The sequence below is a fragment of the Mesorhizobium sp. M7A.F.Ca.US.005.03.1.1 genome (assembly GCF_003997975.1).
GTDB classification, from domain to species: Bacteria; Pseudomonadota; Alphaproteobacteria; order Rhizobiales; family Rhizobiaceae; genus Mesorhizobium; species Mesorhizobium ciceri.
The window spans coordinates 134,738-159,926 of the sequence record NZ_RZRO01000004.1; the positions used below are offsets into that span (position 1 = coordinate 134,738).

Genomic DNA, 25,189 nt, shown 5'->3' on the forward strand with positions numbered 1-25,189 from the left:
CTACGAGCCGGTAGCGCGCTTGGTAATGCGCTCCAGCCCGAGCAAGAGAACCAGCGTCGCCACGACCAGGATCATTGTCAGTGCCGCACCGGCAAAGATGTCGCCGCGATCGGTAAGGCTGAAGATCGAGACCGGCAGCGTCACCCAACCCGGCGGGTAGACCATGACGGTGGCGCCGAGTTCCCCCATCGACAGCGCGAAACTGAGACCGAAGGCGGCGACCAGATAGGGTGCGAGCAAGGGCAGTGTGACGTGCCAAAGCCGGTAGGCCGGGCGAGCGCCGAGGCTCGATGCCACCTGCTCGAAGTCGGGCGACAGCCGCGCCAGTCCAGCCGAGACATTGCCGAAGGTGAAAGCCGAGATCAGCACGAAATGCGCGATCATGACGATCGCGATCGTGCCGTTGAGCAGCAGCGGCGGATGGCTGAAGGCAACCAGCAGGCCAAGGCCGACAGACACCGAAGGGACCGCGCTTGGGATGAAGAACAAAAGGCCGAGCAGCCGCCGCAAGGCATGGCCCTGGAGGCGCAGCGACAGGGCCGCCCAGGTGCCGCTGACCAGCGCCAGCGCGCTGGCCAGGAAGCCGGTGACCAGGCTCGCCTTGACCGCTCTGCCGGCGGCACCGGAAATGACATCAGTGTAGTGCTCCGTCGTCAGGCCGTTGGGCAGCACGCCGTTCCACTGGTCGGCGAGGCTGGACAGGAGGATGACCGCGAGCGGCGCCAGGAACAGCACGCCGAAGATCAGTGCGAAGAGCACCCACAGGACAAGACGACCGGAGCGTGACCAGACCAGCATAGGCTAGGCTCCCAACCGGCCGGCGGCGAAACGGTAGAGGCCAAACAGGCCGAGTGACAGCGCGATGTTGACGACGGCGATGATACAGGCGACCTGATAGGCCGATTCCTGGATCGCCTTGCCGTAGATCAGCAGCGGCAGGGTGATGACGCCCTTGGCGCCGATGAACAGCACGATGCCGAATTCGTTGACGGTCAACAACAGGCAGAGGCTGCCGCCGGCGATGAGTGCCGGGATTGCCGCCGGCAGGATCACCTGGCGAACGATGCGAAACGGCCGCGCGCCGAGCACGCTCGCCGCTTCGATCTGGCCACGGTCGACCAGCGAAAAGGCGGCGAGCAGCGGCCGCAGGATGAAGGGTGTGTAGACAGTGACCTCGGCCAGGATCACACCCCACGCGGAATAGAGGAAATCGACGGGCGGCAGCGGCAGCGAAAAGGTCTCCATCAGCCCGGCATTGAGCATGCCGGCGGAGCCATAGAGGAAGGTGAAGGCAAGCGTCACCAGGAATGTCGGCAGCGCGATGAAAGTATCGATCAGCCGGGCGATGAAGCCGCTGCCGGGGAACGGCACGAAGGCCAGAATCAGCGCCAGCACGAGGCCGACGACCAGGCATCCGGCTGTCGCCGCGACCGAGATCGACACCGTGTTGATCAGCGCGTTGAGGAAGAAGCGCGAATGCAGCACGCGGATGACTTCGGCGACATTGGCGACGCCGCTGTCGTCGAGGAAGGCCTGCCGGGCGATCAGCGCCAGCGGATAAAAGAACAGCAGCGCCAGCAGGGCCGCCGGTGGCACTATCCAGAGCTTGCCGGGTTCCCTCCGAAACGCCGGCGCGCGAAGTGTGACGGCCTCAGACACCGGCGTCTTCCGGGAGAAGCGAGGTGTCGGCGGGCGCGAAGAACAGCGGCACCTTGGCGCCGGGTTCGGGCAAGGCGATCGGCAGCCTGGTCGCCGAGACACGCACCGGCGTGCCGTCGACGTCGAGCACGAGATGGGTCAGTTCGCCCTGCCAGTGCACTTCCTGGAGCGTGCCCACGATGCGGTTGGTATGGTCGCTGTCGGCGGTCAGGCTGAGATGCTGCGGCCTGATACAGAGCAGGCTCTTGTCGCCGGCCTTCTCGTTGCGGCCGGCGCCGGTCAGCAGCGCGTCACCATGCCTTGCCGTGGCAAATCCCTTCGACCCGACGGCCTCGGCAACCGTTACCGGAAGAAGATTGGCGCGGCCGAGGAACTCGGCCGTAAAACGGTTTGGCGGGCGGCGGTAGAGTTCGGTCGTCGGTCCATGCGAACAGACCCTGCCGTCGCGCATGATGGCGATTTTGTCGGCAAGCGTCAGCGCCTCGGTCTGGTCGTGGGTGACATAGAGGATCGTCAGGCCGGGCAGGCTGCGGTGCAGCCGCGCAATCTCCTCGACCATGTTGCGGCGGATCTGGGCGTCGAGCGCCGAGAGCGGCTCGTCGAGCAGGAGCACGCGCGGCCGCACGGCCAAGGCACGCGCAATCGCCACGCGCTGCTGCTGTCCGCCCGAAAGCTCGCGCGGATAGCGCCGGGCATAGGCCGACATGCCGACAGTGCCGAGCGCATCCTTGATCCGCTCGCCGATCAGCGCCTTGTCGGCGCCCTGTGCTCTGAGGCCGAAGGCAACGTTGTCCTCGACCCGCATATGCGGAAACAGCGCGTAGTTCTGCACCACCATGCCGAGGCCGCGCTCATAGGGCGGCAGATCGGTCACATCGGTGGCGCCGATGCGGATCCGCCCGCTGGCGGGCCGCACGAAGCCGGCCACGGCGCGCAGGGCCGTGGTCTTGCCGGAGCCGGATGGGCCGATCATCGCCAGGATCTCGCCAGGTGCGATATCCAGGGTCAGCGGATGCAGGACGACATGCGCGCCATAGGCAACGCTGACCTTGTCGAAATGGACATTGGAGCCGGCGCCGCGAACCTTCGCGGCGTCGATGTCCATGACACTGGTACCAGTAAAGGCTGCGGCCGACATGGCGTGGTCCTCCGGGTTTCCCTTGCGGATCAACTTCCGGTCGCTTCGTTCCAGCGCTTGACATAATCGGGCAGCTTGCTCAGCGCGTCGTCCCAGTTCGGCGACCAGATGGTCACGCCTTTCATCGCCTCCTGCGCCTTGGCGAAGTTGGCGTCATCCGGCTTGACGTCCTTGCGAGCCGGCATGCCGAGCGCAACGGAACTGATGCTCGACTGGGCTTCCTTGGAGAGCAGGAAGTCGATCAGTTTCTTGCCGTTGTCTGCGTTGGGTGCGCCGGTGACCAGGCCGATTTCATAGGGCAGCGCGAAGGTGGAGCGCACACCGTCAGGTCCAGCCGGCCAGAACACCTTGATATTGGGATTGTCGGCCATCTGCGACATGTTCATCTGCAGATCGCCATTGGCGACATGCAGCTCACCCTTGTTGACCAGCGCGGTCAGCTTGCCGGTCGAAGCGGAGGGGCCGACATTGTTGTCCTGCAGCTTCTTCATGAACTCGAAGCCGGCATCCTCGCTGCCGAAGGCGTGGATGATCTGCAGCATGACGGCGGTGCCGTCACCGGCCTGGCCGGGGGTAGAATACTGGATCTTGCCCTTGAACTTCGGGTCGAGCAGGTCGTTGTAGGCCTTTGGCGCTTCCGGCAGGACGGCACTGTTGTAGATGAAGTTCATATAGTTGTTGACCAGCGGCCGGTACTTGTCTGTGCCGCCATCGATCTGGTCGGCGGCTTCCGGCTTGTAGTCCTGCAGCAGGCCGTCAGCCGCGGCCCGCTGCACGAAGGGCGGCAAGGTCACCAGCACGTCGGCCTGCGGATTCGACTTTTCCTTGGCGACACGCTCGACGACGCCGCCGGAACCTGCCTCGATATACTGCACGGTGATGCCGGTGGCCTTGGTGAAGGCGGCGAATTCGGTCTCGAACCAGCTGCCATTGCCGTCATGCAGGCCGTCGGCGGAATAGATGGTGACGACGCCGTCGGCGAGTGCCGGTCCGACAAGAGCCGACGACGCCAACAGCGACGCGGCTAAGGCCATAGCTATGGTTGCCTTTTGCAATTTCATGCTCAGTTCCCCTTTGATTGATGGCACATTCTGCGATGCACTGTGACGATCTCGCCTGTAGGCCGGAGCCTTATGCGGCACCGTTCGATCTCGTCGTTGTGCCGACTTTGGGGACTGAGGATCGATAAGTAAAATCTATTTATTTTATGAGAGGCAAACTTTACCTGATAGTTGTCATGGAACTGTCGCAACGCTGGCCTGGCTTCGATTCCGGCCTCGCGGAAGGCCCGCGATTGGCTGCAGAGATGGTGATGGTCAGCCGAATGAAACCCCAGATGTCTGCGCCCGCAGCCGCGGGTCGAACGAACGAACGGTAACCGGCCGGCCTTCGAGAATTTCGAAGCAGCGCGCGAGCGTGTCGTCTTCGAGCCGGCGCATGGCCCCCTGCGTGAAGAAGGTGAGATGCGGAAACAGGATGACGTTGTCGCGGCCGAACAGCGCGCTCATCGGATGGCCCGATTTGGCCAGCGGCTCGACCGAATAGACGTCGAGCCCGGCGCCGCCGATGCGCCCCGAGATGATCGCCTCGACAAGGGCGGCCTCGTCGATCAGCGCGCCGCGCGAGACGTTGACGATGATAGCGGAAGGCTTCAGGCAAGCGAGCTCGGCTTCACCAATCAAGCCGCGCGTCCTGTCGTTCAGCACGCAGTGGAGGGAAACGAAATCGCAGGCGCGCAGCATGACGTGGAGGTCTTCTACCTTCTCGATGCCGGCGGTGCGCATGGTTGCGACATCGACACCGGGATCGAAGCCGAGAACGCGCGCGTGAAATCCTTGGCCTGCCATGCGCGCCATGCTGCGGCCGATCTTGCCGCAGCCGACGAGCCCAAGCGTGGCGCCGGACATGTCGCGCCCCAGCCAGCGTTGCTCGGGCCAGATCCAACCATCACGTGACACCGCCGCGGTGATGGAGGGCAGCCGCTTGGCCAGCGCGATCATCAGCGCGAAGGCGCCTTCGGCGACGGTTTCCTCAGCATAATCCGGCACGTTGACAACGGGAATGCCACGCCGCATCGCGGCGGGGATGTCGATGGCATCGACGCCGACGCCATATTTGACAATGCCGTTCAATCTGGGAGCCGCCTCGATCACCCGTGCGGTGATCGGCGTGTAGCACATCAGCAAAAGATCGGCGTCCGCAACGGCCTGCATGAGATCAGCTTCGGGGATGCCGTCCGGCAGCGTCACCAGTTCGACCCCCCTCGCCCGCAAGCCGGCGTCGATGCCGGGACATTCGAGTTCGCGGTCGGTGCGCACGGCCTTCATGGTCAGGCCGCCAGCACCGTGCGCTCGACGATGTCGAGCGCGCCGTCGAGGTCGGTTTTCGAAATGACCAGCGGCGGCGACAGCGTCAACACGTTGCCTTGGCTGATCTTGAAGCTCAGCCCCTGTTCAAGGCAAGCATAGAAGACGCGCTCGGCGAGATCGCGTGCCGGCTGGCGCGTATCGCGATCCTCGACGAGCTCGACGCCGACCATCAGTCCCCTGCCCCTGACGTCGCCGACATGGGGCGACCGCGCCATCAGGTGCTGCATGCGCCCTAGCATGTGCCGACCGAGTTCGGCCGCGCGCTCGACCAGCCCTTCCTCCAGGATGATGTCGATCGTCGTCAATGCGGCGCGGGTCGTCACCGGGTTCTTCTCGTGGGTGTAGTGGCCGATCGCGAAGCCACCGGTGACGTCGAGATCGCGGCGCGCGATGATGGCGGCAATCGGCAGGACGCCGCCGCCGAGCGACTTGCCGATGACGACGATGTCAGGCGTCACATCATCATGCTCGTGCGCGAAGAATTTGCCGGTCTTGCCAAGGCCGGTCGGGATCTCGTCGAAGATCAAGAGCGTGCCGTGCCGGTCGCAGGCCTCGCGCACCCGCTTCCAGAAGCCCGGCGGCGGCGGGTTTGGCGTCGCCCGCATCGGTTCGGCGACGACCGCCGCCACGTCCTGCTCGCGGCCAAGGACGTAGGCAATCATGTTGGCGCAGGCGAGGCCCGATGCTTCCAGGGAATCGTGGCCATAGGGGCAGCGATAGCCGTCCCAAGGCGCGACGTGCTCGGTGCCGGTCATCATCGGGCCTGATATGTGCGAGCGGAAGGTCGCCTCGCCACCAACGCTTGCTGCGCCGAAGCCGGCGCCATGGAACGCATCCCAGAACGACACCGTCTTGAAGCGGCCGGTCGCGGCGCGGGCGATCTTCAGCGCGACCTCGATGGCGTCCGAGCCGCCGGTGGTGAACAGCACCTTGCCGAGATTGCCGGGCGCTAATGCCGCCAGCTTCTCGGCCAGTTCGACGGCGGGCTCACAGGTGAAGCGGCGCGGCGCAAAGCAGAGCTCATCGAGCTGCTTCTTGATGGCGGCCACAAGCCTCGGGTGGCCATAGCCGAGGTGATGGACGCTGTTGCCGTGGAAATCCATGAAGCGGCGACCGGCGGTGTCCTCGATCCAGATGCCTTGCGCCTTGGCGATCGTCGACAAACAGGGGCTGGACAGGCTCTGGTGCATGAAGGCGGCCGCGTCGCGATCGAGCAGGCCGCGGATCCGCGGATCGCCCTGCCCGGCATCCCAGCGACCGCGAGCCGCTGTGGTGTTGGAATCGCCTTCGGTGTGCACAAGTTCAGATATCGCGGCCATCATGGTCTCCGAAATGCGAATGAGGGAGCGGCGAACGCTCCCTCGATTGTTCTATCCGTCAATGCCGTCCGGTCAGGACCAGGGCAGCGAAAATGTCTTCACATTGGTGTAGCTCTTCATCGCTTCGATGACGCCTTCCTTGTAGCCGTTGCCCGAATCCTTGATGCCGCCGAAGGGCGACATCTCGATGCGATAGCCCGGCACTTCCCAGATGTTGACGGTGCCGACCTGCAGCCCGGCGATGTATTTCTGCATGCGGGGAAACGAGTTGGTGCAGACGCCCGACGACAGGCCGAAGGCGGTCGAGTTGGAGAGCGCAATCAACGCCTCGTCATCGTCCGGCGCACGCACGATCGGGATGATCGGCCCGAAGGTTTCTTCCATGACCAGCTCGGATGTATGCGGCACGCGATCGACGACGATTGGCGGCAGCAACGCGCCCTGGCGGCCCGGATTGTAGAGAATGTCGGCGCCTTGCTCGGCAGCCATGTGGACGCGGGCTTCGAACAGCGCCGCCGCCTTCTCGTGCACAACCGTACCAAGGTCGGTCGCGCGGTCCATCGGATCGCCGAAGCGGATCTTCTTCGCCCGCTCCAGCACCAGCGGCACGAAACGGTCGGCGACACTTTCCTGGACGAGGATGCGCTTGACCGCGGTACAGCGCTGGCCGGAGTTTTTCGTCGCTCCGGCCACTGCCAAGTCCGCCGCCTTTGCCAGATCCTCGTCCGATAGATCGTTGAGAATGATTAGCGGGTCGTTGCCGCCGAGCTCCAGCACCTGGCGCTTGTAGCCGGCGGTGCGGGCGATCATCTTGCCGACCGGCACGCCGCCGGTGAAGGTGATCAGGTCGATGTTGTCGTTGGTGATCATCTCGTTGCCGATATCGGCCGGCCAACCGGTCACCACCGACAGCATTTCCGGCGGCAGGCCGGCTTCATAGAGAATGTCGGCCAGGAGAAGTGCGGTCATCGGCGTCAGTTCGGTCGGCTTGACCACCACGCAATTGTTGGTGGCGATCGCCGGCGCCACCTTGTGCGAGACCATGTTGAGCGGATGATTGAACGGCGTGATCGCCGAGATCGCCTTCAACGGCTCGCGAGTGGTGAAGATCTTGCGCGCCTTCCCGTGCGGGGTGAGGTCGCAGGAGAAGATCTGCCCGTCATCCTGGATGCACATCTGCGCCGACAGCGTGAACACGTCATAGGCACGGCCGACCTCATAGAGCGAGTCCGTCTTGGAGATGCCGAGCTCGAGCGTGATGAGATCGGAGATTTCATCACGGCGCGAGGCCAATGCCTCGGCGGTGCGGAACAGTATCTGCTGACGCTCGTAGCGGGTCAGCCTCGATTTGTAGCCGGCGGCGATCTCGAATGCCTGGCGGGCGTGATCGGCGCGGCCGGCCGGAACGGTGCCGATGACGGTGTCGTTCCAGGGGTAGCGCACCTCGACGACGCCGTCGGCATCGACTCGTCTGCCGGCGATGCGCATCGGCTCGTGGCGAACTTTGATGGCGGGGTCGAGCTTGGTCATGGGTTCTGCTCCAGCAGATTCTTGTTGCGCGGAGGATTCGACCCCCACTCCGGCCCTTCGGGCCACCTCTCCCCGATCGACGGGGGAGAGGAAATCAGGCGAGGTCAGTGCCTCAACGTTTTCAGGCTAAGCCGCGGCTAACCCTGGCGCCTTTCCTCTCCCCCGTCGATCGGGGGAGAGGTGCCGAGCGTAGCGAGGCGGAGTGGGGGTCGACATTGGCTCAGCCCGCCAGCGCCGCCGCCATCATCGCGTAATAGAAGGCATCGAAATTGCGCAGCGTCGGCTCGTTCGGCAATTCCGGCAGCACACGATTGACGATGAACGGCACCTCCTGCTCGGTCAGCCCGCCATGCGACCGTAGCGGTTCGTTCAGAGCCGCCAGGTCATGGCGATGTTCCGAGGTGCCGATCGTCTTGTTCTCGGTCGAGATCAGCACGATGTCGCCGATGCGGTCAGCCGGAAGCTCGAAGCGCTCGCAGGCGGTCGGGCTGTCGACGACCAGCATGATGCCGTCGATCTTGGCCAGCCTGGCCATGATATCGGCCTGGTTGGCGCCATCAGGCAGATAGGCGGTGGCGAAGGAACCCAGCGCGCCATGATGCACGACATAGGGGTCGGTGATCGGCAGGATGACGCGGGCGGCGTCCTTGCCCAGCCAGTCGTCGAGAATATCCTGGACATAGACCACGTCGGGCGAGCCGTCGGCCTTGTGCTTCGGTTTCATGCCATGGTCGGCGGTGACGACGATGGCAGCACCCAGCGCATCGAGCTCGGTCAGGTATTTGTCGAACATCTCGTAGAAGGCGTTGGCCTGCGGCACGCCGGGCGCATATTTGTGCTGCACATAGTCGGTGGTCGTCAGGTACATGATGTCGGGGCGGAATTCCTTCAGCAGCTGGACGCCGGCGGCGAAGACGAATTCCGACAATTCTGCCGAATAGACCTCCGGCACCGGCAGCCCAAAGTGCTTCGAGGCATTGTCGATGCCGTGCTCGGCTTTGCTGGTGGTGTCGGATTTTTCAGCCGAGAAGCACAGCGCGCGGCCTTCATCGAAGGCGAGGCCCTTGCCAAGCAAGGCACGCAGCTTGTCCTTGGCGGTGACCACGGCGACCTTGGCGCCGGCATCGTAGAAGGCCTGGAAGATGGTCGGCGCGCGCAGGAAGCGCGGGTCGTTCATCATCACTTCCTTGCCGGTCTCGCGCTCATAGAGATAATTACCGCAAATGCCATGCACCGACGGCGGTCGGCCGGTGGCGATCGACAGATTGTTGGGGTTGGTGAAGCTCGGGATGACCGAATGCGCAAAGCGCACCGTGCCCTTCTCTTTGATCCTGACCAGAGCCGGCATCAGCCCGGCCTCTATCGCCTCGTCGAGATAGGCCGGCTCGCAGCCGTCAAGGCAGATGGCGATCGCCGGCACGCGCGGCCAGGCATAGGTGCGGCCGTTGACCGCGACGTTGATGGGAGACATCTGGTTCATCTGATATCCTCGAAGTCGGCCGCTTCAGGCGGCGAGTTTGGCGCGTTCGGCAAGTGCCGCGGCGGGTGGGGCGGCGGTGTCGACGCCCATTTCATGAAGCGAGAACGCCGCCGCCTCGACGACGCGGCGCATGACATGTTCGTCCATCTGGCCGATGCAGCCGACGCGGAACGAATCCACGGCGGTCAGCTTGCCCGGATAGATGATGAAGCCCTTGTCCTTCATCAGGTCGTAGAAACGGTCGAACGCGAAACTGGCATGAGCCGGGTTGAAGAAGGTGACGATGATCGGCGACAGCCAGCGATCCCGGAGCAGTGTCTCGAAACCGAGGTCGCGCATGCCGGCCACCATAACGTCGCGGTTCCTCGTATAGCGGGCGCCACGGCCGGCGACGCCGCCTTCGGCCTCATGCTGGCGCAGTGCTTCGAGGAAGGCGGCCACGACATGCGTCGGCGGCGTGTAGCGCCACTGGCCGGTCTTGTTCAGGTGCGCCCACTGGGCGTGGACATCGAGCGACAGCGAATGGCTCCTGCCTTTGGCGGCCTCCAGTTCGCTCTTGCGCGCGATGATGAAGCCAAAACCCGGAACGCCTTCGATGCACTTGTTGGCGGACGAGACCATCGCCTCATAGCGGATTTCGTTGATGTCGAGCGCCACGGCGCCGAACGCACTCATGGAATCGACCAGCAGCTTGCGACCCTTGGCATGGACGGCTTCGGCAATTTCAGCGACCGGGTTGAGGATGCCGGAACTGGTCTCGCAATGGATGGCGATGACATGGGTGATATCAGGGTCGGCCGCGAGGGCCGCTGCCACCTCGTCGCCGCGCGGGGGCAGATAGTCGCCCTTGTCGATCAGCGTATAGGCGCGGCCGAGATACTGCATGGTCTGCGCGGCGCGCAGGCCGTAGGCGCCGTTGGCCAGCACAAGAACCTTGCCGTCCCTGGGCACGAACGACCCCAGCATCGCTTCGACGCAGAAAGAACCGCTGCCTTGCATCGGCACGCAGTCGAACTCATCGTTCCTGTCCCCGGTCAGCGCCAGCAGGCGGCGACGCATATCCGATGTCATGGCGCGGAAGTCGCCGTCCCACGATCCCCAGTCGCGCAACATCGCCTGCTTGACCGAATAGGCCGTGGTGAGCGGCCCCGGGGTCAGAAGATACGGCTCGCCCAGCGCCGGGCTGGCCAGCGGCTCCGCGGCAAATTTCGTCTCGGCGAGCATGTTGTCCTCCGCTCGATCTGCGTTCGATGTGGCCTTATTCTTGGCCTGAATGATCTATTTGTAAAATCGTTATTTTGTATCGATGTATCGATTTTAGTAATGACATGCCGGGCGGGAATCCGTCCTCAGGCCAGTGCAGGAGCCCTCACTTCCGCAGCCCCTCTCGCCAGCCGGCTTTCCAGCAGATCACCGCTCTGCGTCAGCAAGGGATAAGCGATCGAGGCCATCAGCGAGTTGATCTCCTTCAGCGCCCGCACGGCCTCCAGGTGGATGTCGCTGGTGTCGATGCTCTGCGGCATTCCCGATTGCAGGCGCTTGAGGTGACGGTCGTGGCTCGTGCGTTCCAGTCTGCGCATCCGCTCCTTCTCGACGACGAGTTGCCGCGCCGAATCGAGATCGCTCGACACCAGCACATTGAGTGCAAGCTGCATGTTGGCCATGACACGGTTGTGAAGCCCGGCCAGTTCGCTCCAGCCGTCGCGTGAGAAGCGCAGGTTCTTGTCACGCAGCTCCTGGGTGAGCACGAGCAGGTTCTTGGCGACGATGTCGCCGGCGCGTTCGAGATTGATGGCGAAGTCTGTGAGCTCGATGCCGCGCTGCGCTTCGGCTACGCTCATGCTGCCGCGGTTGACTTCGGCAATGTAGAGCTTGATTTCGGTATGGGCGCGGTTGACCTCCTCATCGAGTTTTTGGGCCTGGCGTATCTGGTCGCCGGTGCCGGCGTCGAAGAAATCCATCACTGGGCGCAGCATCACCTCGACGACTTCGCCCATGCGCAGCAGCTCGCGGGTGGCACTGGCTAGCGCAAGACCGGGTGTGCGCATGACGGTGCGGTCGAGCGCGCTGGTGCGGCGCGACATCAGGTCTCCACCCTCTTCGGCCTTTGCCACCGGCCTGTCTGCGATCAACAAGGCGACCAGCCGCTCCATCATGCCGGTGAACGGCAAGCAGCAGATGACCAGCACCAGATTGAAGGCAAGGTGCAGGTTGACCAGCTGGCGGCCTTCGGTTGCGCCGAACAGATGCGCCGGGAAGGTCACGGCCTGAAGCGCGAACAAAGCCGCCAGCGCCGCCGTGCCGCGAAAGATCAGATTGCCGAGCGGGATACGGCGCGCCTCGACGGCTTCGCCGCGCGTCAGCCAAACCGCGATCAGCGCGCCGCCGCAATTGGCGCCGAGGATGAAGAACAGACCGACCTCGACCGGCAAGACGCCTTGCGCGGCAAGCGTGACGAACAGCAGGATCGCCGCGACGCTGGAGTGGATCAGCCATGTGAACAGGGCAGCGGCGGCAAAGGCGGTGAAATAGTCCGCGCGCAGATAGGAAATCACCAGTGGCAGCAAGGTGCTCTGCCGCATCGGTGCGGTCGCCTCGCCGATCATATGCAGCGACAACAGGACGAAGGCGACCCCCATCAGGATTCGCCCGCTATGCCTGATGCCAGCCACTTCGAACTTCAGGGCCATCGCGCCGCCGACCAGGATCAGCGCCGGCACAAGCCAGCTGAGGTCGAACGACAGCACCTGCACGACCAGGGCGGAACCGAGATCGGCGCCCAGCAGGATCGCCAGCCCGGCCGACACCGAAACCATGCCGCTGGCGGCAAACCCGGCCGCCAGGATAGCGACGGCGGTCGAGCTCTGCAGCAGCACGGCAAGCACGGTGCCGACACCGGCCGATCTGATCCGCTCACCCCGGGCTTGCCTCAGGGCATCACGCAAAGCGAGCCCGCAGGCCCGCTCGACACCCTGGCGCACCATATGCACGGCCCAGAGCAGCAGCATGACCGCACCCGCCAGATGCAGCAGGATGATGGAAAATTGCATGGCGACGCCTCCGGTGCCAACGGCCGGCAGGGATGTCGACCCATGCTCAGGCTGAGGGTCGGCAAAACATAAGTCAAATCGTTCCTTTCGATCTTTTCCTAAGCAATCCTTATGATAAGATGTCGGCGATTTCAGAAGTGTCGGAGGCACGGGAGATGCGCTACGTCCAGTTGCGAGCCTTTCACCAGGTGGCCATCTGCGGTGGCTTTTCTCGCGCCGCCGAGGCGCTCTTCCTGACCCAGCCGGCGATCTCGGACCAGGTGCGCAAGCTCGAGGAAGAGTATGATGTGCTGCTGTTCAACCGGAACAAGAAGCAGGTCACGCTGACCCATTCGGGCCAGAAATTGCTCGAAATAACCCACCGCATGTTCGATACCGAGCAACAGGCGCTCGAACTCCTGACGGAGTCCCGCGCCCTGCGTTCCGGCACGCTGCGCATCGTCGCCGATGCCGCACATCATCTGCTTCATATTCTCGGCAGCTTCCGGGCCCGCTACCCCGGCGTGCAGGTTTCGGTGCGCGCCGGCAACACCGAGACGGTGATCAGCAGCCTCTACAGCTACGATGCCGATATCGGCGTGCTGGGCGAGGTGCCGACGGGGCGCGATTTCGAGGTGCTGAAACTCAACTCGACGCCGATCATCGCGTTTGCATCCGTCGACCACCCGCTGGCCGCGAAAAAGTCGCTCACCCTCAAGCAGCTCGCGCAGGAATCACTGGTCATGCGCGAGCGTGGATCGAAGACGCGTCAGAAACTCGAAGATCTCGCAGCCGCCTCGAAAATCGAATTGAGGCCGGCGATCGAAGCCGAGGGCCGCGAAGCCGTCCGCGAGATCGTCGCCTCGGGCGCCGGCATCGGCTTTGTCTCGGCGGCCGAATTCGGCCAGGATTCGCGGCTGGTGCCGATCACCATCGATGCTCCCGAGACCCTGATGGACGAGGCGTTGATCTGCCTGCGTGAACGCAGCGGCGGCAAACTGGTGCGGGCTTTCCTGGATATGGCGCGCTCGATGTCGGCGGATTAAGCGGCGGCCCTGATCTCCACCGCATCAGCCTTCACCCGCTCCGACTTCGGATCGTAGGGGCTGCGCAGATGTGCTGTCGCGGCATGGCGAACGCCGGCAAGGTCGATCTCGAAACGACCACCGGTGAGAAATGCAGCGTCGACGCCCGCCTCGTTCTCGATCAGGCCGAGCGCCACCGAGCGGCCAAGCGTGTGGCCGTAGGCGGCCGAGCGGACTTCGCCGACCGGCTTGCCGTCGCGCAGGATCAGTTCGCCGCCCCACAGCATCGGCTCGGCATCATCGAGCGTGAACAGCACGATGCGTCTTGCCGGTGCTGCCGATGGCTTCGTCTCAACCAGCGCGTCGCGGCCGATAAAGTCACCTGGCTTGTCCATCGCCACGGCGAAGCCAAGCCCGGCCTGCCAGGGGTCGATATCAGGCGTCAACTCCCTGCCCCAGGCGCGAAAACCCTTTTCGATGCGCAAGGCATCGAGCGCGTAGTAACCGGCGTCCAGCAGACCGAATTCACGGCCCGCCTCATGCAACGCCTCATAGACGCCGACGGCGAATTCTGTCGGCACGATCAGTTCCCAGCCCAGTTCGCCGACATAGGTCATACGGTTGGCATAGGCGGTGGCATAGCCGATATCGATCTCGCGGATGGTGGCGAAGGGAAAGCCGGCGTTGGAAAGATCGGCCGAGGAGAGTTTGCCCAGCAGATCGCGTGATCGCGGTCCCATCAACGCCAGCACCGCGTAGGACGAGGTGACGTCGGTCACGATTGCATGCGCGTCGGACGGAATGTTTTTGACGATCCAGTCGGCATCGTGGACAGCTTGTGCGGACCCGGTGACGATGAGGAATTTCTCCGCGCCGAGCCGCATAACGGTGAGATCGCTCTCATAGCCACCGCGTGCATTGAGCACGCCCGTGTAAACAGACGTACCGTCCGGTACGTCAATATTTCCGGCGCAGATCCAGTTGAGAACGGCGCAGGCATCGCGGCCCTGCACGAGGAGCTTGGCGAAAGAGGTCTGGTCGAAGATGGCGACGGCTTCGCGTGTCGCCTTCATTTCGCGCTTGACCGCCTCGTGCCAGTTCTGGCGGCCGAAGGCATAGTCGTTCTCGGTCTTCTCTCCCGGTGCCGCGAACCAGTTGGCCCGCTCCCAGCCCATCTTGGAACCGAAGCAGGCGCCCTTGGCGGCGAGCCGGTCGTAGAGCGGCGAGCGGCGGAACGGCCGCGCCGTGTCCAGTTCACGGTTCGGCCACGGCATGGCGTAATGCAAGCCGAGCGTTTCCTTGACACGGTCATGCAGCCAGCGCGGATTGTTGTTGAAGGAGGCGAAACGCCTGATGTCGACCGGCCACAAATCCATGGTCGGCGCGCTGTTGACGATCCATTCCGCCAGCGCCCTGCCCGCGCCGCCGGCGCTGGCGATGCCCATGGAGTTGAAGCCGGCGCCGACATAGAAATTCTTCAGTTCCGGCGCCTCGCCGAGGAGAAAATTGTTGTCCGGCGTGAAGCTTTCGGGACCGTTGTAGAATTTCTTGACCTCGGCCTCGGCCAATTGCGGCACGCGGACCAGCGCGTTTTCCATCAAAATCTCGAACTGATCCCAATCGTCCGGCAACAGCGCGAACTCGAAATTTTCGGGAATGCCATTCATGCCCCACGGCTTGGCGTGCGGCTCAAAGCCACCCATGACCAGGCCGCCGACCTCTTCCTTGAAATAGATGAACCCGTCGGGGTCGCGCATGACCGGCAGGTCCGGATGCACGCCCTCGATCCTGCCGGTAACGATGTACATGTGCTCGGCCGAATGCAGCGGCACCGAGACGCCGCACATCAGCCCGACCTTGCGCGCCCACTGGCCGGCGCAATTGACGACGATCTCGGCGGCAATGTTGCCGCGGTCCGTCTCGACACCGCAGGCGACGCCGTTCTTCACGCTGATGCCGGTGACCTTGACCCGCTCGAAAATTTTCGCGCCGCGATTGCGCGCACCCTTGGCCAGCGATTGCGTGAGATCGGTCGGATTGGCCTTGCCGTCGCCCGGCAGCCAGACGGCTCCGACCAGATCGTCGGTCGCCATGACCGGCCATAGATCGGCCGCCTCCTTCGGCGAAATCACGTCGATCTCGACGCCTTGGGCGCGAGCCGATGCGGCCGTGCGCTTCAGCACCGTCATGCGGTCGGCGGTCCGCGCCACCGACAGCGAGCCACAATTCTTCCAACCGGTGGCGAGCCCGGTCTCGGCCTCCAGCTCGCCATAGAGCTGCGTGGAGTATTTGATCAGGCTGGTCATGTTGGAATGACTGCGCAACTGGCCGACAAGCCCTGCGGCGTGCCAGGTGGTGCCACCGCTGAGTTGCCCCTGTTCGAGCAGCACGACATCGGTCCAACCGAGCTTCGTCAGATGATACGCGACCGAGCAGCCAATGATACCGCCGCCGACGATGACGACGCGCGCTTGCGTAGGGAATTCGTTTGCCATGGGACATCCTGCCGTTTTGACACCGGTTGGATCATAGCAGCCGAATTCCAAATATCAACACAAAATACCACAAAATATCACATCAAAGAGGCAACCATCAGCTCAGGCCCTTTGCGCGCAAGCGCTTCAGCGATGTCAGCCTGCGGTTTCGCGTCGACGATCACGCCGGCGGCGCGTTGAAAATTCGGAATCCTGAGCGGCGTCAGCTTTGCGAACTTGCTGCTGTCGAGAACGAAGTAGGTTTTGGCGGCAAGCGCGATCATGCGGCTGCGCTGTTCGGCGCCGGCGCGGGTGAAATCGGTCACCTCGCCGTCGGGCGACAGCGCGCCACCACCGAGGAAGGCGATGTCGACGCGAAAGCGCGACATGGCTTCGAGCATGTCGATGCCGGAGGCTGCTTCCTCGCCGGGATCGACTTCGCCACCCAGCACATGCACGCGCATGCCTGAGACGTGGCACAGCAGAAGCGCGATCTTCAGGCTCGCCGTGCAGATGGTGAGATCGCGCAGGTCGGCCATGGCTTGTGCGACGGCCAATGTGGTGGTGCCGGAATCGAGGAACACCACCATGCCGTCCTTTACAAGACCGGCGGCCAGCCTGCCGATCGCGGCCTTGCCTCCGGCATTTTCGTGGCTGCGCAAGCTCATTGCCGGTTCGCTCGGCTCGAAGCGGGCAGCGCCGCCATGGACAATGCCGAGCCGTCCCTTATCCGACAGCAGCTTCAGGTCACGGCGGATGGTTTCGCGCGAGACATCGAAGAACCCGGCCAGTTCGGCGACACTGACAGATCCCTGGGCGCCCAGCCGCCGCAGGATCTCTTCGTGGCGACGTGGAGCAAGGGCGCGCGCCGGCAGGCTGCTGTCGGGGGACATGATGATCCTCGGATCGAGTAGCGATGTTGCAATATGTGGCAGTGATCGTGCGCAGAGGCAACTCAAGCCATGTCGTCAGGATTTTCGCGACAGGCCATCTTCCCTGATCGCGCTGACCAGCGTCTCGCTTCCCTCGCGAAGATGCTGCCTCAGAATGCCTATGGCCCTGTCGCCGTCGCGCCACCGGCAGGCGGCCAGCAGATCGCGGTGCTCCGTCTGCGAGCGGCTGCGATAGTCCAGGTTCGACAGCAGGATGCGGACGTAGCGATCGGCGGCATTGTGGTGCGCCTCGATTAAGGCCAGCAATCGATTGTTGCCGCAGGCATCGTAGAGAGCCAGATGAAAGGCACGGTTCAGCGCGCCCCATCGGCCGACATTGCGCTCCGCGTCGATCTGATCGAGAACCTGTTCCGCCTCGTCGAGCCTGTCACCGGCGAGATTGGGAAGCGAAAGCCGCAACGCCTCGCATTCGAGCAATTCGCGCAGTGCATAGATTTCACTGATCTCGGCGCTGTCCATCCGGGCGACCTGCGCGCCTTTTGTCGGATGGATGGAAACAATGCCTTCGGCTTCCAATTGGCGAAGGGCGTCACGAATGGGCATGCGGCTGAAGCCAAACTGCTCGGCCAATTCGTCCTGGCGCAGCGAAGTGCCCGCCTTGATGGTGCCACTGGCAATCGCTTCGCGCAGGACATTGGCGACCTGTTCGGCCACGGTTCGCGGCCCCTGCATCACGCTTTCCGCAAATCCTGGCAATCGATGCTCCCGTTTGACGCGGGGCGCTCAGCCTAACGGAAACCCCTCTGCATGGATATATGTATGCCTGTATATGCACACGTTCGGCATCAATTGCCAGACTTGCCCGAATTCCTGCGCCAAGGCCTGATCTGCGTATTTTACCGGCGCTTCGCTTGCCTGGCGTCAGCCGCCGAAGCGCGGTTCCGCGACGCCCCTAACGCCAAGGCCTGATATGGCGAACAGGCTGCCGCGCAAAACGCCGTCGCCGGGAAAACGCGGCAGCGGCGGCTTGGCCATTGAGGTGACGTAGAGGGTGTCGAGCTTCGGTCCGCCGAACATGACGCTGGTGATCTTCTTGACCGGCATGTCGATGATGCGATCGATGCTGCCATCGGGCGCGTAGCGTACCAGCCTTCCGTCATAGACCAGCGCATTCCAGAGATAGCCCTCGGCATCGACGGTCGAGCCGTCCGCCGCACCGCCTCGGCTGGTGTCGACGCGCACGAAGGTACGCCTGTTGGTGGCGGCACCGGTGGCGATATCGTAGTCGTAGGCCCATATCTCGCCGGTCCAGGTATCGGCGAAATAGAAGGTGCGGTCGTCGGGGCTCCAGCATGGACCGTTGGAGCAGATGATGCCGGAATCGATCCGGGTGACGGAAAAATCCGGATCGAGCCTGTAGAGACCGCCGGACGGCCCCTCTTCCATCGTATCCATGGAGCCGGCGAAGAAACGGCCGCGCCGGTCGACCTTGCCGTCGTTGAGCCGGTTCATCGGCTTGTCCGGCTCGGGATCGTGGATCAGCGTCACCTCGCCCGTGGCGAAATCGAGCAGATGGAAGCCGCGCTGCAGCGAGACGACAGCGCCGCCGCCGTCCTTGCGCAGCGCCATTGAGCCGATCTTCATCGGCACGTCCCATGACCGGATCTCGCGCCCGTCGGCGGTCGCCCGAAACACGCGCCCGTCGAAGCTGTCGATCCAGTAGAGTCGTTCCTGTTCGACGTCCCACAGCGGTCCTTCGCCCAGTGTGGTCTTCACGTCCACCACGACTTCGATCTTCATGCCGTCCTCCTCCGTTTTGCGTCTCGCGGCGATTGCTCGGGCAGCCTCAGAAAGCGACCTTGTCCCCGCCTTTCAATGACAGGATTTCGCGTGCCTCGTCGGGCGTCGCCACCTCCATGCCGAGCCCTTCGATGATCTTGCGGGCCAGCAAGACCTGCTCGGCGTTCGACTTGGCAAGCTTGCCCTTGCCCGCCCACAGACTGTCCTCCAGCCCGACGCGGATGTTGCCGCCAAGGGCCGCCGATTGCGCGGCGATGCGCAGTTGGCTGGCGCCGGCGCCCAGTACCGACCACCGGAACTGGTCGCCGAACAGCCGGTCGGCAGTGCGCTTCATATGGGCAACGTCTTCTGGATGCGTGCCGATGCCGCCGAGCAGCCCGAACACCGACTGCACGAAGAAAGGCGGCTCCACCAGCCCACGGTCGGCGAAGTGGGAAAGGTTGTACAGATGGGCGATGTCGTAGCACTCGAACTCGAAGCGCGTGCCGTTGTCGTAGCAGGTCGCCAGAATGTACTCGATGTCCTTGAATGAGTTGCGGAAGACGAGGTCGCGCGTCGCTTCCAGATGCGGCTTTTCCCAATCGAACTTGAAGGTCTCGTATTTGTCGGCCAGGTGATAGAGCCCGAAATTGATCGAGCCCATGTTGAGCGAGGCGACTTCCGGCTTGAACTGGGCGGCCGGGCGCACGCGCTCCTCGACCTTCATGTAGGGGCTGCCACCGGTGGTGATGTTGATGGCGGCGTTGGTGCCTTGCTTGACGCGCGGCAGGAAGCGGGCGAAGGCCTCCGGCGTCTGGTCGGGCTTGCCGGTTTCCGGATCGCGGGCATGCAGATGCAGGATCGCGGCACCGGCTTCCGCCGCCGCGATCGCCTCCGAAGCGATCTGGTCGGGCGTGATCGGCAGATAGGGCGACATGGTCGGCGTGTGGATGGCGCCCGTCACCGCGCAGGTGATGATGACCTTGCCCCTGGTCTGTGCAGGTCCCGGCTTGCGACTGGTTTGCGTCATTCTCCAAACTCCTGATCCGATTTTCTCTTGTGGGCGGCGAGCGCCATGAGCCGGCGGTCACGCCACACCTGCCGGTCGCCTAGGCTTTGCTGTGGCAGTCGCTTGCGGCGATCAGCCTCGACCGTGTCGATGACCTTGCCGGCCCAGTCGACGCGCCGCTGCGTCTGGGGAAAGATGTTGGAATAGATGCCCTGATAGCGCTCGACATAGTCGCGCACGCCGCCGGGTGCATTGAGATCGATGGTCTCGAACGGCCCCATGAACGACCAGCGCAGCGCCAGCCCGTCGCGGATGCCGACGTCGACATCCTCGACACTGGCGTAGCCATCGGCGACAAGCCGGAAAGCTTCCTCAAGCAATGCGCCTTGCAGGCGATTCATGATGAAGCCGTCAAGCTCGTGCTGCATGACCAGTGGCGCGTGGCCGGCGTCGACGAGGAAGGCGCGGGTTCTCTCGACCGTCTCGGCCGAGGTCCACGGCGCCGGCACGATTTCGGCCGCCGGAATGAGATAGGGCGGGTTGATCGGATGCACGACCAGGCAGCGCTGCCGCCCTTGCAGATGGTCGGTGAATTTCGACGGCAACAGCGCCGAGGTGGAACTGGCGATGACTGTTTGGGGATCGGCAAGCGTGTCGATCAAGGAGAACACCTTGCGCTTCACCTCGAGATTCTCGGGCGTGTTCTCCTGGATATGCACGGCACCTGCCAACGCCTCTTCAAGCTCGGCGACAACGGAGATACGGTCAAGAACCTCACCGGCTTGCTGTCCCCGCAGAAGATCGTTCTGGGCGAGATCGCCGAGCACGCCGGCAATGTAGTCGCGGGCTCCACCTGTGGCAGTGGGCGACTGGTCCCACATCCGCACGTCATGGCCGGCGCGGGCGAAGCTGATCGCCCAGGCCCGTCCGATGAACCCGCTTCCGACGATCGCGACATTGGGCATGGTTTGTTCCTCAAAGTGTTTCGACGTTGCCGTCGACGCCGAGCGACTGGCCGGAAATGTTGATCCCCGCATCGGAGAGCAGGAAGGCGACCATCGACGCGACATCATAGGGGCTGGTCATGCGACGCAGCGAGATGTTCTGGAGATAGCGTCCGGTCATCTCCTCGTGGCTGACACCGACCTGCTTGGCGCGCGCCGAGATAACCCCTTCGATGCGGGGGCCCTCGATGATGCCGGGCAGGATGGCGTTGACCCTGATGGCGTGCGGCCCGAGCTCTTTGGCCAAGCTTTGCGTGAAACCGATGACACCGAACTTGGCCGCCGAATAGGGTGTGCGGAAGGCGTAGCCATGGCGGCCGGCGGCCGACGACATCGAGACGATCGAACCGCCGCCCGCCGCCTTGATCAGCGGCACCGCGCGCCGGGCGCACAGGAACTGGCCGGTCAGGCAGATGTCGATGCAGCGCCGCCAGTCCGCCGGATCGATCTCGTCGACACCGCCGGTCGGCCCGGCAATGCCGGCATTGTTGATCAGCGCATCGAGCCCGCCGAGTTTTTTCTCGACCGCCTCGAACAGACGGTCGACGTCCTCGTCGCGCGAGACGTCGGCCTTGACCGCCGCGACCAGGTCGATCTTGCTGGGAGCAGCGGCCAGCGCCTCATCGGAAACGTCGCAGACGACGATGCGGGCGCCGAGGCGTGACAGCGTGTCGGCTATGGCAAACCCGATGCCGCCTGCGCCCGCCGTCACCAGCACGCGCTGGCCTTTCAGCCCGGTCAAAAATTCGTCCGCCGATGCCGGCGCCCTTGTGCTCATGGTCATGTCCTTCTCATTGCAGCCGCCGTTCGCGCAGCGCCATGACGGCGCCCAGAACGACCAGTCCGTAAAGAATTGCCCTCGTGGCATAGGGAAGCGTGGTGCCGGCGAGCAGCATCTGCAGTGCCGTCAGCAACAACACGCCGCCGAGCATGCCGAGATAGTGGCCGCGCCCGCCGGTGATCAGCGCGCCGCCGACCACCACCACGGCGATCGACGGCAAGAGATAGTCGTCGCCCATGCCGAGGCTCGCCTGACCCGAAAAGCCGGTCAGCATGACGCCGACAACAGCCGCGCAGACGGCCGAAAGCATGTAGACCAGGATGAGCGTGCGCTCGACGCCGATGCCCGACAAGCGCGCCGCGCGCAGCCCGTTGCCGATGCCGTAGACGCGCCTTCCGAACGGGGTGCGGCCAAGCAGGAGTACCGCTGCGACGACAAAGACGACCATCAGCAGCACGATTGGAGTCAGCAGGCCGGCGAGCTTGGCCGTCATGACCCAGCGCAGCATCGGCGAGGAAAACCCGGCCGGCGTTCCCTGCGAATAGAGCAGCGCACAGCCTTGCAGAATGCCGTTGGTGGCGAGCGTCATGACGATCGGCGAGATGCCGAGATAGACGATGCCGAAACCATTGGCGAAGCCGATGGCGCAGGCCATCACCAGGACGACCGGCAAGGCGTAGACAAGGGCGGCGTCTGAGCCGTTGACCATGCCCGCCAGGATGATGCCGGAGATGCCGATCGTCCACGGCACGGAGAGATCGAGGCCTCCGGTCAGGATGACGGTCCCCTGCCCGAGCGCCAGGACGGCTAGGAAGGAGGATAGCACCAGCAGCGAATTCCAGTATCCCGGATTGAGGATGGCGCGGCCGAGCCAGATCTGGGTGACGAGCACGATGAGCAGCAGGCAGACATAGGCCGGCAGCGCATAGCGCAGCGTTTCCGCATTGCGCAGATGGAAGGCAGGGCGCGGCGATGCCGGACTGCGCTGGGCATGGGCTGGCTCGGCGATCTTGAGACGCCGGTCCACGCGCTCGAGCTGGGAGGGCAATATGCCGGCGCGCCAGGCGGCAAACCGGGCACGCGCGGCGCGCAATTGCACGGCAAGCACCGATGCATGCGAGATCGAGCCGGCAAGTGCCGCCAGCACCAGAATGGTGCCTTCGGCAATGGTCGCATAATAGGCCGATACGTTGAGCACCAGCAGGATGTTCACCACGATCATCAGGATAAAGGCGCCGAAGACAGAGCCCACCGGGCCGCCCTGCCCGCCACCGAGGCGCGTGCCGCCGACGACGACCGCCGCGAACATCGACAAGAGCAGCGGATTGCCGACCAGCGGATCGCCGCTGCCGGTCTGGGCGCTGATGAACACGCCGGCAAGGCCATAGCAGCCGCCGGCGATAACATAGACGGCAAAGCGCACCAGAACGACATTGATGCCGACGGAAGCGGCCGACTCCGGATCGCTGCCAACCGCGTAGAGTGCTGTGCCGAAGCGGGTTCCCTTCAGCCAGAACCAGGCGAGCAGGACGACACCGATCACCACCAGCGGCATCGGCAGCCAGCCGGCGATCGCGTCGCCGAGATAGAAGGTGCCGAGATCGGTCGACACGAAGCCGCCGGGCTTGTCCATCACCAGCAGCGTGACGCCTTGCAGGATGAACATGGTCGACAGCGTCACCACGATCGGCTGCATGCGCAGCACCGCGATGAAGAAGCCGTTGAAGGCGCCCACCGCCATGCCGACGCCGATGCCGACGGCCGTCCACAGGAGGATGCTTGCGCCCGGCGCCATCGGATCCATGCTCGATGCCAGCACGGCATTGACGAGCGATATCACCGCGCCGGCGGACAGGTCGAAGCCGCCCGACAGGATCACGATCGTCTGGCCGATCGCCGCGAGCGCCGAGGTGGCGCCGCCGCTCGACAGGAACGACACATCGAAATAGGTCAGCGGCCCGGCGCTGATCCAGTCGACGACGAAGAGCAGGATCGCCAGGACGGCCGCGGCGATCAGCGCGCCGCGATTGCGCATCAGCGCACGGCGCAGTCCGAAGCCGCCGGGAACAGGGGATGAGGCTGCTGCGCTGCTCATGCGGCGGCTTCCCCGGCATGGCCGAGCGCCGGGCGCATGATGGCCGGTTCGGTGATAGCGTCGCCTTCGAGTTCGGCGGCGATGCGCCCGTCATAGAGGACCAGCACCCTGTCGCATTGGTGAACGAGTTCGGGGATCTCCGTCGAGTGCAGCAGGATCGAACCGCCCGAAGCCACGTAGTTTCGCATCATCACATAAAGCTCGTGCTTGGTGCCGACGTCGATGCCTCGGGTGGGATCGAACAACAGCAGGATGCGGCTCTGCGCCACCAGCCACTTGGCGATGGCTATCTTCTGCTGGTTGCCGCCGGAAAACGCACCGGCCCGCGTCCACAGCGCTCGGCGGTCGACCTCGACAGTGGCGAATGCCGCCTCGACGGAGCGGGTCTCGGCTTGCGCGTCGACAAGGCCTAGCCGTGTGAAGCGCGATATCACCGGCAGCGTGGCGTTCTGGCTGCCCGACAATTTCAGGAACAGGCCTTCGGATTTGCGGTCTTCCGGCACCAGGCCGATGGCCATGTTGGGGCGCAAGGCATCGGCCGGCGAACCGAGCCAGACCTTGCGGCCGTCGACGAGGATGTGGCCGCGCTCGATCTCGGCCATGCCAAAGCAGGCCAGGAACAGGTCCTGCTGGCCCATGCCTTGCAACCCGGCGACGCCGAGGATTTCGCCCTTGCGCAGATCGAAGCCGGCGCCGTCGAGCTTGCGCCCGACCTTGAGGTCGCGCACGCCCAGAACCGGCGGACCGAAGGCCTGGGCGCTGTCCGGCTTGGGCGGAAAGGTCTGCTCGATGCTGCGGCCGATGATCTTTTCGATGACGTCGGCATCCGAGACATCGGCGACCGGCGCGGTGACGATGTGGCGGCCGTTTCTCAGGATCGTCAGCGTGTCGCACAAAGCGCGGACCTCGCGCATGCGGTGGGTGATGAAGACGATAGTGGTGCCTGCCGCCTTCAGCCTGGCGATGATGTCGCCCAGCCAGTCGACGTCGCGTCCGGCGAGCGTCGAGGTCGGTTCGTCGAGCAAAAGGATGCGCGGCTTGCGGTAGACGGCGCGCGCGATCTCGATCTTCTGGCGCACCGAAAGCTCGAGCTCGCTCACCTCGGCATCGAGATCGACGGAAAAACCGAGATCTTCGATATGGCGGCGGACGGCCTTGCGGGCGGCACCGCGGCGGATCAGGCCGGAGATGCCGACGGGGGCGTAAGGCAGCAGCATGTTGTCGAGCACGGAGAGATCGCGCACCAGGGTCATCTCCTGGAATGCTGTCTGCATGCCGAGCGCATGTGCTGCGCGCGGTGCGCCGTAAGCGATCTCCTTGCCGAAGACACGGACATGGCCTTGGCTCGGCCGGACCAGCCCGGACAGCAGCTTCACCAGTGTCGACTTGCCGGCTCCGTTTTCACCGAGCAGGGCATGGACACTGCCGGGCGCGATCGCAAACGACACGCCGTCCAGCGCGACGGTCGGGCCGAACGCCTTGCTGATGCCGTCGATCTCGATGGCGGGGAGCTCGGAGTGTTCTGTCATTGTCCTCGATCGCCGGCTTGGCATGGATTGACGACGCACGGACAGTTGTCCGTGCATCGTCACACGGGCCTTGGGA

20 protein-coding genes are annotated in these 25,189 nt (G+C 64.1%); 1 reads left to right on the top strand and 19 read right to left on the bottom strand.

Annotation, left to right across the window (positions count from 1 at the left end; all coding sequences use genetic code 11):
• The 10 genes from EN990_RS03400 to EN990_RS03445 form a co-directional block, all read right to left on the bottom strand.
• Complete coding sequence (locus tag EN990_RS03400) at positions 1 to 798, bottom strand: ABC transporter permease subunit (RefSeq protein ID WP_013533032.1); 798 nt, start codon at positions 796 to 798, stop codon at positions 1 to 3.
• Positions 799 to 801: 3 nt separating this feature from the next.
• Entirely contained in the window at positions 802 to 1,659 is an 858-nt protein-coding gene (locus tag EN990_RS03405) for a 2-aminoethylphosphonate ABC transporter permease subunit (protein WP_127368840.1), read from the bottom strand.
• The gene (locus EN990_RS03410) at positions 1,652 to 2,797 is read right to left on the bottom strand and encodes an ATP-binding cassette domain-containing protein (RefSeq protein WP_024502486.1); all 1,146 of its coding nucleotides are present in this window, start codon (positions 2,795 to 2,797) and stop codon (positions 1,652 to 1,654) included. Before EN990_RS03410 ends, EN990_RS03405 begins: the two co-directional genes overlap by 8 nt.
• A gap of 29 nt (positions 2,798 to 2,826) precedes the next feature.
• Positions 2,827 to 3,858 (bottom strand): 2-aminoethylphosphonate ABC transporter substrate-binding protein, encoded by a 1,032-nt coding sequence (locus EN990_RS03415; RefSeq protein WP_127368841.1) that lies wholly within the window; start codon positions 3,856 to 3,858, stop codon positions 2,827 to 2,829.
• 255 nt (positions 3,859 to 4,113) lie between these two features.
• Complete coding sequence (locus EN990_RS03420) at positions 4,114 to 5,124, bottom strand: C-terminal binding protein (protein WP_013533036.1); 1,011 nt, start codon at positions 5,122 to 5,124, stop codon at positions 4,114 to 4,116.
• Between the two features lie 2 nt (positions 5,125 to 5,126).
• Complete coding sequence (locus EN990_RS03425) at positions 5,127 to 6,485, bottom strand: aspartate aminotransferase family protein (protein ID WP_127369726.1); 1,359 nt, start codon at positions 6,483 to 6,485, stop codon at positions 5,127 to 5,129.
• Between the two features lie 72 nt (positions 6,486 to 6,557).
• The gene (gene phnY / locus EN990_RS03430) at positions 6,558 to 8,015 is read right to left on the bottom strand and encodes a phosphonoacetaldehyde dehydrogenase (protein WP_127369727.1); all 1,458 of its coding nucleotides are present in this window, start codon (positions 8,013 to 8,015) and stop codon (positions 6,558 to 6,560) included.
• A gap of 220 nt (positions 8,016 to 8,235) precedes the next feature.
• On the bottom strand, positions 8,236 to 9,495 hold the full coding sequence (gene phnA, locus EN990_RS03435) for a phosphonoacetate hydrolase (RefSeq protein WP_127385017.1): 1,260 nt from the start codon (positions 9,493 to 9,495) through the stop codon (positions 8,236 to 8,238).
• Between the two features lie 24 nt (positions 9,496 to 9,519).
• Positions 9,520 to 10,719 (bottom strand): 2-aminoethylphosphonate--pyruvate transaminase, encoded by a 1,200-nt coding sequence (locus tag EN990_RS03440; protein WP_127369032.1) that lies wholly within the window; start codon positions 10,717 to 10,719, stop codon positions 9,520 to 9,522.
• A 125-nt stretch (positions 10,720 to 10,844) separates the two neighbouring features.
• Positions 10,845 to 12,545, bottom strand: a complete 1,701-nt coding sequence (locus EN990_RS03445; protein ID WP_127369033.1) for a Na/Pi cotransporter family protein — start codon at positions 12,543 to 12,545, stop codon at positions 10,845 to 10,847.
• Positions 12,546 to 12,700: 155 nt separating this feature from the next.
• Here EN990_RS03445 and EN990_RS03450 point away from each other — a divergent pair, with 155 nt between their 5' ends.
• Positions 12,701 to 13,570, top strand: a complete 870-nt coding sequence (locus EN990_RS03450) for a LysR substrate-binding domain-containing protein (protein WP_013533042.1) — start codon at positions 12,701 to 12,703, stop codon at positions 13,568 to 13,570.
• On the opposite strand, the gene EN990_RS03455 is transcribed toward EN990_RS03450, so the two are convergent.
• The 9 genes from EN990_RS03455 to EN990_RS03495 all read right to left on the bottom strand — a co-directional run bounded on the left by EN990_RS03455 (position 13,567) and on the right by EN990_RS03495 (position 25,113).
• Positions 13,567 to 16,044 (bottom strand): FAD-dependent oxidoreductase, encoded by a 2,478-nt coding sequence (locus tag EN990_RS03455; RefSeq protein ID WP_127369034.1) that lies wholly within the window; start codon positions 16,042 to 16,044, stop codon positions 13,567 to 13,569. The two genes, EN990_RS03450 and EN990_RS03455, sit on opposite strands and share 4 nt — an antisense overlap.
• A gap of 77 nt (positions 16,045 to 16,121) precedes the next feature.
• Positions 16,122 to 16,916, bottom strand: coding sequence for a DeoR/GlpR family DNA-binding transcription regulator (locus EN990_RS03460; RefSeq protein WP_063171545.1), 795 nt, complete (start codon positions 16,914 to 16,916; stop codon positions 16,122 to 16,124).
• Positions 16,917 to 16,991: 75 nt separating this feature from the next.
• The gene (locus tag EN990_RS03465; protein WP_032809708.1) at positions 16,992 to 17,648 is read right to left on the bottom strand and encodes a GntR family transcriptional regulator; all 657 of its coding nucleotides are present in this window, start codon (positions 17,646 to 17,648) and stop codon (positions 16,992 to 16,994) included.
• A gap of 189 nt (positions 17,649 to 17,837) precedes the next feature.
• Complete coding sequence (locus EN990_RS03470; RefSeq protein ID WP_013533046.1) at positions 17,838 to 18,716, bottom strand: SMP-30/gluconolactonase/LRE family protein; 879 nt, start codon at positions 18,714 to 18,716, stop codon at positions 17,838 to 17,840.
• A gap of 46 nt (positions 18,717 to 18,762) precedes the next feature.
• Positions 18,763 to 19,725, bottom strand: a complete 963-nt coding sequence (locus EN990_RS03475; protein WP_127385015.1) for a 3-keto-5-aminohexanoate cleavage protein — start codon at positions 19,723 to 19,725, stop codon at positions 18,763 to 18,765.
• The gene (locus EN990_RS03480) at positions 19,722 to 20,669 is read right to left on the bottom strand and encodes a 3-hydroxyacyl-CoA dehydrogenase (protein ID WP_127368384.1); all 948 of its coding nucleotides are present in this window, start codon (positions 20,667 to 20,669) and stop codon (positions 19,722 to 19,724) included. The genes EN990_RS03475 and EN990_RS03480 overlap by 4 nt, the downstream gene beginning before the upstream one ends.
• 10 nt (positions 20,670 to 20,679) lie before the next feature.
• A complete protein-coding gene (locus tag EN990_RS03485; protein WP_127385018.1) occupies positions 20,680 to 21,486 on the bottom strand; it encodes an SDR family oxidoreductase in 807 nt (268 codons plus the stop codon).
• A gap of 13 nt (positions 21,487 to 21,499) precedes the next feature.
• A complete protein-coding gene (locus EN990_RS03490) occupies positions 21,500 to 23,584 on the bottom strand; it encodes an ABC transporter permease (protein ID WP_127388241.1) in 2,085 nt (694 codons plus the stop codon).
• A complete protein-coding gene (locus EN990_RS03495) occupies positions 23,581 to 25,113 on the bottom strand; it encodes a sugar ABC transporter ATP-binding protein (protein WP_013533051.1) in 1,533 nt (510 codons plus the stop codon). The genes EN990_RS03490 and EN990_RS03495 overlap by 4 nt, the downstream gene beginning before the upstream one ends.
• Between the last annotated feature and the right edge of the window lie 76 nt (positions 25,114 to 25,189).